Source organism: Methylobacterium nodulans ORS 2060, from assembly GCF_000022085.1.
In the GTDB taxonomy this organism is placed as follows: domain Bacteria; phylum Pseudomonadota; class Alphaproteobacteria; order Rhizobiales; family Beijerinckiaceae; genus Methylobacterium; species Methylobacterium nodulans.
This window is the reverse complement of sequence record NC_011894.1, coordinates 2,035,527-2,047,194: the sequence shown is the minus strand read 5'-3', so window position 1 is coordinate 2,047,194 and position 11,668 is coordinate 2,035,527. Positions and strand designations below refer to the sequence as shown.

Below are 11,668 nucleotides of genomic sequence, written 5' to 3'. Positions count from 1 at the left end.
TTGTAGGTGACGAGCCTGTTCACGGATTGATGCTGAGATGACCGGATCCACCAAACCCTCCGGCGGACGCGAGGCCCTGGCCGGCTTCGTGGCGGCCCGCCTCGGCAAGGCCCCGGCGCGCCCCACCGCCGCGCGCCCCGCTTCGACGCCCGCCCTCGTGCCGGCGCAGGATTTCGAGAGCCTGCCCGGCTACAAGGAGCTGAAGCTCCAGCGCTCCGCCGCCGAGCTCATCGGCCTCGGCAATCCGTTCTTCCGCGTCCACGACGCGAAGGCGGGGGCGACGACCCGCATCGACGGCGAGACGCTGATCAACTTCTCGTCCTATGACTATCTCGGGCTCAACGGGCACCCGGAGGTGACGGCGGCGGCCCAGGAGGCCCTCATGGCCTTCGGCACCTCGGCCTCGGCGAGCCGCGTGGTGGCGGGCGAGCGGCCGGGCCATCTCGCCCTCGAGCGCGCGCTCGCCGCGCATTACGGCACCGAAGCCTGCGTGGCGATGGTGAGCGGGCACGCCACCAATGTCGCGACGATCGCCGCCCTGATGGAGCCGGGCGACGTGATCTATCACGACGCCCTGATCCACAACAGCGTGGTGACGGGTGCGCAGCTCTCCGGCGCGCAGCGCCGCAGCTTCCAGCACAATGATCTGTCGGCGCTCGAAGCCCTCCTGCACGCGACCCGCCACGAGCACCGCCGCGCCCTCATCGTCATCGAGGGCCTGTACAGCATGGACGGGGACGCCCCCGACCTCGCGGGCTTCGTCGCCCTCAAGGAGCGCTACGGCGCCTGGCTGATGGTGGACGACGCCCACGGCCTCGGCGTGCTGGGGCGGAACGGCCACGGGCTGCACGAGCATTGCGACGTCGACCCGCGCTCCGTCGACATCTGGATGGGCACGCTCTCGAAGACGCTCTCGTCCTGCGGCGGCTACATCGCCGGCTGCGCGCCGCTCGTCGAGTACCTCAAATGCACCGCAGGGGGCTTCGTCTACTCGGTCGGCCTGTCGCCGCCGCTGGCTGCGGCGGCCACCGCGTCGCTCGCGGTGATGCGGCGCGAGCCCGAGCGGGTGGAGCGCCTGCGCCGCAACGGCAGCCTCTTCCTGGCGGAGGCCCGCAGCCGCGGCCTCGATACCGGCACGAGCCTCGGCCTCGCGGTGGTTCCGGTGATCATCGGCGACTCGCTCAAGGCCGTGACCCTGTCCGACCGGCTGTTCAAGCGCGGCATCAACGTCCAGCCGATCATCCACCCGGCCGTGCCGGAGCGCTCCTCGCGCCTGCGCTTCTTCATGACCTCGGAGCACACGCCCGAACAGATCCGCACCTCGATCGCGGCGCTCGCCGACGAGGTGGAGGAACTGAACCGCGGCGGCTCGCTGGTCGAGCGGTTGATCGCGCGGCGCTCGTAGGATCATCGGGCGGGTGATCCGGTTTTCCGGTTGATCCGTTCGGAGACAGGAGGGCGCGGGAACCGCGGGAACCCCTCTCCCGTGCGGGAGAGGGGTTCCGTGGTGCTCCCCGATCCTCACCGCCGCACGGACAGGCTCAGCGCCTCGCCGAGATCGCGCGCATCGACCAGGCGCCGCCCCCGCCGCTTCAGGTCGCGCAGCTGCGCGCGCGTGGGAAAGCCGCAATAGGGCAGCAGCGGCAGGGCTCGCCCGGCCGGGATCCGGCCGTCCCGCCGCACCTCCGCCAGCACCCTGTCGAGGAGGGGCCGGCCGGCCTCGTGCAGCTGCATGGCCGCGCGCGAGGCGGTGACGTCGCCGGGCAGCGTCACGGCCTCCTGCGCCAGGATCCCGCCGGCATCGATCGCCGGCGCGAGGCGGTGCACGGTCACGCCGAAGGTCGGCGTCTCGTCGAGCAGCGCGTGAAAGGTCGGCACCGGCCCGCGGAAGCGCGGCAGCAGCGAGGGATGGAGGTTGATCCCGCCGAGGGGCACTGCCGCCAGGGTGGCGGCAGCGAAGATCTGGTCGAAGTGGAACGAGACGATCAGGTCGGCCCGATGCTCGGCCAGGAGCGCGGCCGTCCCGGGCGCGTTCACGTCCTCGATCACCGCATGCGGCAGCCCGAGGCGGTTGCAGAGGCTGTGCAGGGGCGTCGCCTCCGGCACGTCGAGGGAGCCGCCGAGCCGCTGAGTTGCCGGCGCGAGGCCCCGCAGCAGGTCCGGCAGGCCGAAATTCACCGCCAGATAGGGCAGGAATCCCGGCCCCGACCGGAGAAGATGGCGCCGCACCTGACCGGTGAGGCCCCCGACGCCCGGCCGTTCCGGATCCGACAGCCCGACGACGGCGATCTCGCCCGCGTGATCCGCCACGAAGCGGCGCACCGCCCGGGCATTGGCGAGGGCTTCGAGGGTGAACAATGCGATCCGCAACGCGGGACTCCCGGTTCGCGGCGAGCGGCCTCAGCCGCCCGCGCGGATCCTGAAGGTGAAGCCGCTCATGCCGAGGCGGCGCAGGCGCTCGGGCAGCAGCGAGGCCCCCCGCGCCGCCGCCGCCAGCGCCGCCGGGAAGGCGATCACCGCCTCGTCGCGGTCGAGCCCCCTGGCGATCCGGCGGGCCGCCGCCTCCGCGGTCATCTCCAGAGGCCGCCAGCCCTGGTAGTTGCCGCCCATCGCGGTCTTCACGTAGCCGGGGCAGACGACGTTGATCCGCACGCCCAGCGGGGCGACCTTCTGGCGCAGGGCAAGACCATGGGCGAGCAGGGCCGCCTTGGTGCCGCTATAGGCCGGGGCGTCCGGCAGCGGCGCGATGGCGGCGAGCGACGAGATCAGGGCCACCTGCCCCCGCCCCGCCGCCTGCATGCGGGTGATGGCGGGCAGCGCCACGTTGAGCGCCCCGAACAGGTTGACCTCCACCACCGTGAAGGCGGTGTCCTCGGTCTCGACGCTGCCCTCCGGGTGACCGCCATTCACCCCCGCATTGGCGATCGCCAGGTCGAGCCCGCGGCGGGTGGCGACGTCGCCGATCCAGGCGCGCACGGCGCCGCGGTCGCGCACGTCGAGGGCGCGGGTCTCGACCTCCGCACCGGCCTGGCGGCAGGTCTCCGCCACCGCCTCCAGGCGATCCGCGCCCCGCGCGTTGAGGACGAGCGTGGTCCCGGGCGCCGCGTAGTGCTGAGCGAGGGCGGCGCCGATCCCGCTCGACGCGCCGGTGATCAGGATGACGGGCATGCGGCCGGCTCCTCTCTCGGAGCGGGCGCATGCCCGCCCGGCGGCCCGGCTATAGCCGCCCGGCGGGCACACCGGAAGCACCGCAGGGCGATTGCCCCGGGATGGAGTGCCGCCACGCTTGACGCCGCCATGCCGATATGGAACGGGCGCATACCCGCGGCGAGCGCAGACCCGCCCGAGGCGAGCAACGGATGGATCACGGCAAGCTCAAGCGGTTCTGGCCCCGGACTCCGTCCGACAGCGAGGCTCCGACACCGGGCCGATCGCGGCGGTTGGGCAGCGATCCGACCTCGCGGCGCGTGCGCTTGACGGACCGCTGGGACGAGGGCTTCCTGCGCCTTCCCGAGCCCAAGGGCGTGCGGGATCTCAGTTCCATCGTCGATGGGCTCGGCATCTACTACGACGCCACCGCCCCGAGCGAGCTCGAGATCATGCTCGAAGAAGGGGGCTGGGAAACGCCCGAGATCCTGGCCCGGGCCGGCGCCTGCATCGCACGCCTGCGCACTGAGCGGCTGAGCCTCGACAACGACCCCCGCCGACGCGCACTCTCCGACCTCATCGGCGCGCCGGCGCCCGGGATCCGGCGCGTCGCCATCATCGATCAGGCCCGCACCGATCCGACGATCGGCTTCGGGCTCGCCGGCGCGACCTGCTTCAGCGCCATGCTGGCAGCGGCAGCGGCCGAGCATCCCGGCGCCGAGCGCGTCGTGGTGATGGATCCGTCCGCGCCCTTCGGCGCTGCGGGCCATATCGGCGCCGAGGACGCGCAGCGGCACGGGGCCCGCCTCGTGACCGAGCCCGTCTCGGCCTGGTCGCTGGCGGATGCCTGCGACCGCCTGTTCGTCGTCACAAGCCATGTTGGCTTCGAGGCGTCGCTGGCGGGCCGGTCCGTCACCTGTTTCGGGCTGCCGTTCTACGCTGGATGGGGCTTCACGGACGACCGGCTCCACCTCGCCCGCCGCTCGCGCCGGCGCCGGCCCGAGGAGGTCTTCGCCGCCGCCTACATCGTCTGCTCGCGCTACTTCGACCCCTATGGCGACGAGGCCTGCCGGCTGGAGGACGCCCTCGACGTCCTGTCCCTGGTGGTCGCCCGGCAGCGCGAGAACGCGGCCCGCACGCTCTGCCTCGGCTTCTCCGCCTGGAAGCGGCGCTCCGTCTCCGAGACCTTCGCGTCGCCCGGCAACCGGCCGGTGATCGCGCGCCCCATGGAGCGCGTCTCGGCCGCGGATCTCCAGGGCTTCGAGCGGGTCATCGCCTGGGCCAGCCGGATGCCGGACGGCACCGAGGCGACCTGCCGCGAGGCCGGTCTGCCACTGCTGCGGATGGAGGACGGCTTCCTGCGCTCGATCGGGCTCGGCGTCGCCCTGCGCCCCGGCGCCTCGCATGTGCTCGACCGGAGCGGGGTCTATTACGACGCCACGCGTCCGAGCGACCTGGAGGAGATGCTTCAGACCGCACGGTTCGACGAGGCGATGCTCGCCCGGGCCGCGCGGCTGCGCGAGGCGATCGTCGCGGCCCGGGTCAGCAAGTACAATGTCGGAGGGGCACCGATGCCCCAGCCCCCGCGGCCGGGCCCCGTGGTGCTGGTGGCCGGTCAGGTCGAGAATGACGCCTCGATCCGCCTCGGCACGCTCGACCTGCGCACCAACGCCGCCCTGCTGCGCAAGGCCCGGGAGCGCCACCCGGAGGCGATCATCGCCTTCAAGCCGCATCCGGATGTCGAGGCGGGGCTGCGCCCCGGCTCGGTGCCGCCGGAGGAACTGGCGGCCCATGCCGACATGGTGCTGCGCGACGTCTCGGCAGCGGACGCGATCGATGCGGCCGACCATGTCGAGACGCTGACCTCGCTGATCGGCTTCGAGGCGCTGCTGCGGGGCAAGACCGTGACCACCCACGGCTTGCCCTTCTATGCCGGCTGGGGCCTCAGCGAGAGCCCGCCCTGCCCGCGCCGCACCCGCCGGCTCACCCTCGACGAGCTGGTGGCGGGCGCATTGATCGCCTATCCGCACTACATTGATCCCCGCACCGGCCTGCCCTGCTCGCCGGAGGTACTGGTGCGCCGGCTTGCCGAGGGCGATCCCGCCCTCACGCGGCGCACGCTCACGCCCGAGGCGGTGATGAAGCAGGTCTGGTCCCTGCTCTGGCGCCACGTCCTGCACCGCGGGTGATCCGGTTCCGGACGGTTCGTTCGGGGAGTGGATCACAGGTTCTCCGCCCCTTCCGGATTCTCCGCCTCTGTCCCGCTCCCTCTTTCCGGGCCCGTTCGGGCCTGCACGACTGCAGCGCCAGCGGAAGGAGATCCGGGACCCAGCATGAGGACCTGCCGCGAAGCGACCGCTCTCCGCAACGGTGCTGAAAGGCGGAGCCGCTGCGCGGCAAGGTCTCGTGCTGGATCCCGGGTCGCATTCCGCTGACGCTGCATGCGCCCGGGACAGGGAGAGCAGGCGAGGGGAAGCCGGGCGAGACGATCCTCGATCGTCTCCGGACACGTCAGGCGAACGTCGTCGCGCGGGCTGACGCGAACCTGAGGTGCGGGAAGCCGCCGCGCTCCTCAGCATGAGGGCCGTCGGGGCCTCCACGACCGTCTTCTCAGGATGCGCCCCACGTCATGCCTCACCCGAAGAGGGTGAGTTCTCGATCGAGGCCCGGCCGCAGGGGTCGGGCCTGCCACCCGGCGGGCCGCGCTTACACCTGCGCGGGAGCGTCGACCGGCACCGGACCGACCGGCCTCCAGGGGGCGCCGCGCCCGGTGAGCCGCCGCTTCAGATCCTGGAAGCCCAGGTAGAGCGACAATTCGCGACCGCGCAGGCCCGGCAGCGCCTTGGGATCCAGCCCGGTCCAGGGGAGGAACGGGTTGCGCCGGATATAGGTGTGCACGGTCACGCGGGTGCTCGCCCGCAGGCTCGGGGCGCGGGCATGGAAGCCGAAGGTGTCGGCGATCACCAGCGTGTTGGCCGGCACCGCCACCCGGACCGGCTTTCCGTAGCCGAGCGCGCCGAGCTCCTCCTCGCGGATGCGGAAGGACCCGGCGGCATGATGGCTGTTGGCGGCGCTCCGCGCCGCGATGCTCTGCTCCCGTTCCCAGGCGAGCCGCTCCGGGGTCGCGCGGTGCGACCCCGGCACGTACACGAAGGGGCCGTCCTCCTCCGCCACGTCATGCAGGAAGAACCAGCCCTTGGTGGTGGCGTGGAAGGTGTCGGCGTGCAGCGCGGTCTGGGGATCGTTCGGGCCGTCGGGCTCCGCCACCACGGTCTGCAGGTAATAGACCGGCTCGCCGGCCCGGGAGGCGGCGTAATAGGTCAGGCCGCGCAGGGTCGGGTTCCGGGTGAGCGCAGCGAGCTGCGGCAGCCCCGGAAGATTGTCCCGCCCGAGCGGCACCATCCGCTGGACGGCCTGGCCCTGGCGCAGCTCCCGCGCCGGGAAGGAGCGCCCGAAGACCTCCTCCTTGAGCGCCCGGAAGGCTTCGGGATCCAGGAAATCTCGCTTGATGACGATGCCGTCGCGATCGAAGGCGGCGCGATCCGCCGGATCGATCAGGGCGCCCAGGCGGGCGCGGCGGCGCTCTGCCATGCGGCCCGCCAGTTGCACGCGCGCCACGTGGAGGCCGAGGCGGTTGAGCGTCGGATTGCCGAGGATCGGGTTCTTCGAGAACGACTTGTCGGCCCCGGCGACGCCCGCGAGCCAGATCGGCACGCGGGCGACCGATGCGAGGGCTCCGGCCGCGCGGGCGGCTGTATGGGTCAATGCGGCCATGCTTCGTTCGGCTCCTTGCCTCCCGTCCGGCCATCGCGGGTGGACGGTCGACCGGTTCCCGCCGCGACGGCGAACCCTGCGCTGCTCGCGAATCTTCGCGACCGAACTGTGGCCTGTTCCCTCGTCCGCCACGACCTAACGGTAAAATCGGCAGGATGTGACCAAACTGCCAAAGCAAGACTGATCTTCCCCGGCAGAACGAGCGCCAGTCGACCAACATATGGCAGCCCCAGCCGGCATCGGGGCGGCTTGCAGGTCCGGTGCGACGGACGCGCTGCCGGAACGCCCTGTTCAAGGAGGCGGGTGCAGCCACCGGCCGGACCAGGGGCTCCGGGCATCCCTGAATGCGACGAAGCCGGCCCGTCGTGGATAGGCCGGCTTCGTCGCTCGCTGCACGCTGCTGGACACCGATCCGGCGAGGGAATCAGACGTTCTGGATCGCCTCGATGGCGCCGAGCTCCGGCTGCCGGGAGGGCGCTTCGCGCTGGCGGCGGGCGGCCCGGCTGCGGACTTCGAGCCAGGTGCCCTGCGCGAGGTCGAGACGGGCGGCGCCGGCCTCGACCGCGGCGTCGAGCCCCTCGCGCCGGTAATACACGCCGCGTATCTGGATATTGGCCACGATCGCCTTGATGAAGGCGTCCCACAGGTCCCGCCGCGGCGGCTGCGCCTCGGTCCAGAACCGGTCGAGCGAGCCCTGATAGGTCAGCCCCTCGATGTCGTAGACGGCCGCCCCCAGCGTCATGGTGGGCTTGCCGGCGCGCATCGCCCACATCCCGACCGTGCTGTTGACCGTGACGACGCCGCTTGCCCCCTCCAGCATCGCCGCGAGCTGGCCGCCATCGATGTAGTCGACCCGGTCGGCGACGTTCCACTTCACCGCCGAGCGACGCACGATGCGCCGCCAGTTGCGGATGTTCGGATCGAGCGGGTGGATCTTGATCAGGAGCCGCGACCCGGCCGGCGCATGGGCCGCGAAGGAGCGGATCACCATGTGGATCGGCGTCTTGAGGTCGAAGAAGGGCGAGTAGGCCCGCAGCTGGAAATCGTTCTCCATCTGCAGGGGCATCACGTAATAGGGCGTGCCGGCCGCCCGCAGGGACTCGACCAGCCGGTCCCCCTTCGGCCCCGTGCGCTTGGCGCGCAGAATATGGAGCGCGGTGGACAGGTAGACGAGCGCCGGGTGATGCACCTGGTGCGAGCGGTAGCCGGGATAGAGCCACCAGAGCCAGTTGCTCATCAGGTGGTAGGCCATGTCCCAGATGATCTGGGTGACGAAGCTGTCCCGGTAGCGCGGCGCGAGATCGGGCTCCGGCACGTCGCGGGCGAGTTCCATCACCGCCTCGGGATCGCGCGGGAAGCAGCTGTCGCCGGACATGCCGTCGCGCTCGAAGGTGATCCAGTCCGGCCGCAGATAGCCGAAATCCGTCACCGTCACCTTGAGATCGCGCGCCTTCGCGACCGCGATCGCGACCTTGTGGTAGAAGCGCTGCTCGCCGAGCAGGACGAGATCCGTCACGCCCTCGCGGTCGATCAGGTCGGCCACGAAGGCCGGCCACTTCTCCCGCGAGCCGCGGAAATCGATGCCGCCCGGGCGGCGCCAGAACAGCCAATCCCCGAAGCAGAGATTGACGCGCAGGCAGCGGTGGCCGCGCGCCTCGAGCGCGTCGGCCATCTCCGCGAAGAACGGCGAGATCGGGCCCTGCAGGAACAGGAAGACCTGGCGCTTGGTCCGGTCCAGCTTGGACCGGCCCGCCTGTCCGGCTCCACCGTGTCTCGCAGCATCAGCTCTCACGCGGGCACCTCGGGGCTGTTTGCAGGACGGCGGGGCGGCAACGCCGCGTCACAACTTAAGGGTACGGACCACCCCCGGTAGGGCAATGGCATTCCCGCAACACTCCCCGAAATTCAAAGGGGGCGGGCGCAGCGGGAACGGCCGTTGTCCGGCCGGAGACGGGCGGGGAGCGGCGGCGCGCTTCCGGAGCGGCAGGAACTCCGCAATCGCGGCAGGAACAAGGAAACACGATGATCTGCCGATGGTTTTCCCCGCTGTGCCATGGGCCGGCCGGCGCCGCCATAGGAGCGTCGCATTCCTGCTCGACCAAGCGCGGCCGTCGGCCCGCATCGCCGCCCCGCCTCGCGGCGGCCTGTGGACTCGGTGCAACACAGGTCCTGGCTCCCACGCCCGGAGGCCCCCAGACCGGTCTGTTCAATCGATTGTGGCAAGGCTCCCTGCTAGGTTGCCCGCCGCCGGAGCCGCTGCGGTGCCGCGATGCTCCGGCTGGTGATCCGCGGCCGCGGGACCGTCCGGACCCGGACAGGTTCCGCTCTGGAAGATGAGTTCGGGCGCGGATGTCGTCCCGCGGTGCTGCCGCGGACCTTTAGCGCCTTTAAGGACGATGAACGTCCGCGCGGCTCCGGCCGGCGGCGTTCGGTGTGGAGGACCTGTATGGTGCGCGTCGGACCGCTCGCAGTCCTGGGAGCTCTCCTGCTCTCCGGCTGCAGCAATTTCCTGCCCGCGGCCGGCCCCACGGCCAGTGCCGTGACCGAGGGTGCGGACGTCGCCACCGACCAGGGCCTGCTGGCCCGCTACGAGATCATCGACGTCAACCCCGCCGTGGTCGAGGCCCTGCGCGGCCGCCCTCTCGACAGCCTGCTCGCCTCCTTCGGCGACCGCCGCCCCTCGATCGCACCGGTGATCGGCATCGGCGACGCGATCACGGTGACGATCTGGGAGGCCGGCACCGGCGGCCTGTTCTCCGGCCCGGTGATCGCCGACCGCTTCTCGGCCGGCTCGAAATCCTCGACCATCCCGGAGCAGATCGTCGGCCGCGACGGGGCGATCACGGTGCCCTATGCGGGCCGGATCCCGGTCGCCGGCAAGCGCGTGCAGGAGGTGCAGGCGCAGATCGAGCAGGAACTCGCCGGCAAGGCGATCCAGCCGCAGGTGCTGGTCACCGTGACCTCGCCGCTCAGCTCGAGCGTGACGGTGCTGGGCGAGGCGGCGAGCGCCGGCGGCGGCGCCCGCCTCTCGGCGGCGGCTTTGCGCGGGCCGGTCTCCTCGATCGGCGGCGGCCGGGTGCCGCTCACCGAGCGGGGCGACCGTCTCCTCGACGTGATCGCGTCGGCCGGCGGCGTATCGGCCCCCGTGAACGAGACCTTCGTGCGCCTCTCCCGCGGCCGGACCACTGCCACCGTGCCGCTGCTCACCGTCGTGTCGAACCCGCGCGAGAACATCTATCTGCGCCCGGGCGACACCGTCACGCTGGTGCGCGACCCGCAGACCTTCCTGGCGATCGGTGCGCTCGGCGCCCAGGCCGAGATCCCGTTCAGCGCCGACGGCATCACGCTGGCGCAGGCGCTGACCAAGGCGCGCGGCCTGTCGGACTTCCAGGCCGATCCGGCGGGCGTGTTCCTGTTCCGGTTCGAGCCGGCCTCCGTGGTGCGCCGCCTGCGCCCCAACAGCCCGCTTCTCGGCGCGCCCCAGGTTCCGGTGGTCTACCGCGTCAACATGCGCGACCCGAACAGCCTGTTCGTCAACCAGGCCTTCCGGATGCGCAACCGCGATCTCGTCTACGTCTCGAACGCGCCCTTCACCGAAGTCCAGAAGGTGCTCAGCGTCTTCTCGACCGTGACGGCGCCGCTCGCGGCCGGCGCCTCGATCTACAGCGTCACGCGCTGACGACGGGCGCCACCACCCGGATCGGGGCGCCCCGCCGCCATGCGGCGATCGCCTCGACCGTGTCCTCGTAGAACATCCGGTAGGTGGCGCCCGTCACGTAGCCGAGATGGGGCGTCAGCACCGCGTTCGGCAGGCCGCGCAGGGGATGGTCCGGCGGCAACGGCTCCTGGTCGAAGACATCGAGGCCGGCGGCCCGCAGCCGCCTCTCGCGCAGGGCCGCGATCAGGGCCTGCTCGTCGATCAGCGGGCCCCTCGCGGTGTTGATGAGGATCGCGTCCGGCCGCATGAGGCCGATCTCCGTCGCGCCGACGATGCCGCGGGTCGATGGTCCGAGGACGAGGTGCAGGCTCACCACGTCGGAGTCGCGGAACAGGGTCTCGCGTGACACCAGGGCCGCACCACCCGCTGCCGCGCGCTCGGGCGTGAGATTCGGGCTCCAGGCCACCGGCACCATGCCGAAGGCCGCACCGATCCGCGCCATGCGGCTGCCGATGCGTCCAAGCCCGACGAGCCCGAGGGTGCGCCCGTCGAGCACCGTGCCGATGCTCTCCTGCCACCGCCCTTCCCGCATGCGGGCGAATTCTGCCGGGAGATGCCGCGCGCAGGCGAGGATGAGCGCGAAGGCGAGTTCGGCGGTGGCGACGCCCCCTTCGCCGGTGCGGGTGTGGCAGACCGTGACCCCGGCGGCGGCGAGCGCCGCGACATCGAGGGAGTGCGTGCGCCCGCCCGTGAACACCACGAGCCGCAGATTGGGGAGCGCGGAGACCAGCTCCGCCTCGAGCGGCATGCGCTCGCGCATCAGGCAGAGCACCGCGTAGGGCGCGAGCCGCGCCGCCGCCTCCGCGCGCGGCACGGGGCGATCGAAGACGTCGACGGCGACCTCCGGACCGAGGCTCGCCCAGTCGGCGAGGCCCATGGCGGCCCTCTGATAATCGTCCAGGACCGCGACCCGGATCGGAGCGCCTTCCGTCATCCCGTTCTCCCTCGGCCTACGCCGCGAGGGCGCCCCGGAAGGCGCCGTCGCGGAGCGATGCCGGGGATCCTGGCGCATCGCGGAGCCTCGCGAAA

The 11,668-nt window shown here is 71.9% G+C and carries 8 protein-coding genes; 3 read left to right on the top strand and 5 right to left on the bottom strand.

Annotated features, from left to right (window positions below):
* Positions 1-37: 37 nt before the first annotated feature.
* Positions 38-1,405 (top strand): aminotransferase class I/II-fold pyridoxal phosphate-dependent enzyme, encoded by a 1,368-nt coding sequence (locus tag MNOD_RS09395; RefSeq protein WP_015928622.1) that lies wholly within the window; start codon positions 38-40, stop codon positions 1,403-1,405.
* Between the two features lie 116 nt (positions 1,406-1,521).
* Here the strand turns inward: MNOD_RS09395 and MNOD_RS09390 are convergent, their stop codons facing one another.
* Together MNOD_RS09390 and MNOD_RS09385 are read right to left on the bottom strand one after the other, a co-directional pair.
* Positions 1,522-2,370, bottom strand: coding sequence for a formyltransferase family protein (locus MNOD_RS09390; protein WP_015928621.1), 849 nt, complete (start codon positions 2,368-2,370; stop codon positions 1,522-1,524).
* A 30-nt stretch (positions 2,371-2,400) separates the two neighbouring features.
* Positions 2,401-3,168, bottom strand: a complete 768-nt coding sequence (locus MNOD_RS09385; RefSeq protein ID WP_015928620.1) for an SDR family NAD(P)-dependent oxidoreductase — start codon at positions 3,166-3,168, stop codon at positions 2,401-2,403.
* 299 nt (positions 3,169-3,467) lie between these two features.
* On the opposite strand from MNOD_RS09385, the gene MNOD_RS09380 reads away from it, so the two are divergent.
* Positions 3,468-5,336 (top strand): capsular polysaccharide biosynthesis protein, encoded by a 1,869-nt coding sequence (locus MNOD_RS09380; RefSeq protein WP_244424690.1) that lies wholly within the window; start codon positions 3,468-3,470, stop codon positions 5,334-5,336.
* A 517-nt stretch (positions 5,337-5,853) separates the two neighbouring features.
* On the opposite strand, the gene MNOD_RS09375 is transcribed toward MNOD_RS09380, so the two are convergent.
* Positions 5,854-6,921 carry a phytanoyl-CoA dioxygenase family protein gene (locus tag MNOD_RS09375; RefSeq protein ID WP_015928618.1) on the bottom strand — a complete coding sequence of 356 codons (1,068 nt, stop codon included), beginning with the start codon at positions 6,919-6,921 and terminating at the stop codon, positions 5,854-5,856.
* Between the two features lie 424 nt (positions 6,922-7,345).
* The gene (locus MNOD_RS09370) at positions 7,346-8,713 is read right to left on the bottom strand and encodes a capsule biosynthesis protein (protein WP_015928617.1); all 1,368 of its coding nucleotides are present in this window, start codon (positions 8,711-8,713) and stop codon (positions 7,346-7,348) included.
* A gap of 654 nt (positions 8,714-9,367) precedes the next feature.
* On the opposite strand from MNOD_RS09370, the gene MNOD_RS09365 reads away from it, so the two are divergent.
* Positions 9,368-10,600 carry a polysaccharide biosynthesis/export family protein gene (locus MNOD_RS09365; protein WP_015928616.1) on the top strand — a complete coding sequence of 411 codons (1,233 nt, stop codon included), beginning with the start codon at positions 9,368-9,370 and terminating at the stop codon, positions 10,598-10,600.
* On the opposite strand, the gene MNOD_RS09360 is transcribed toward MNOD_RS09365, so the two are convergent.
* Positions 10,590-11,573, bottom strand: coding sequence for a D-2-hydroxyacid dehydrogenase family protein (locus MNOD_RS09360; protein WP_015928615.1), 984 nt, complete (start codon positions 11,571-11,573; stop codon positions 10,590-10,592). The two genes, MNOD_RS09365 and MNOD_RS09360, sit on opposite strands and share 11 nt — an antisense overlap.
* Between the last annotated feature and the right edge of the window lie 95 nt (positions 11,574-11,668).

What these genes read in the sequence shown, in the direction of transcription:
- MNOD_RS09395 (WP_015928622.1), top strand. Translation starts at nt 38, where the DNA reads ATGACCGGATCCACCAAACCCTCCGGCGGACGCGAGGCCCTGGCCGGC.
- MNOD_RS09385 (WP_015928620.1), bottom strand. Translation starts at nt 3,168, where the DNA reads ATGCCCGTCATCCTGATCACCGGCGCGTCGAGCGGGATCGGCGCCGCC.
- MNOD_RS09375 (WP_015928618.1), bottom strand. Translation starts at nt 6,921, where the DNA reads ATGGCCGCATTGACCCATACAGCCGCCCGCGCGGCCGGAGCCCTCGCA.
- MNOD_RS09365 (WP_015928616.1), top strand. Translation starts at nt 9,368, where the DNA reads ATGGTGCGCGTCGGACCGCTCGCAGTCCTGGGAGCTCTCCTGCTCTCC.
- MNOD_RS09360 (WP_015928615.1), bottom strand. Translation starts at nt 11,573, where the DNA reads ATGACGGAAGGCGCTCCGATCCGGGTCGCGGTCCTGGACGATTATCAG.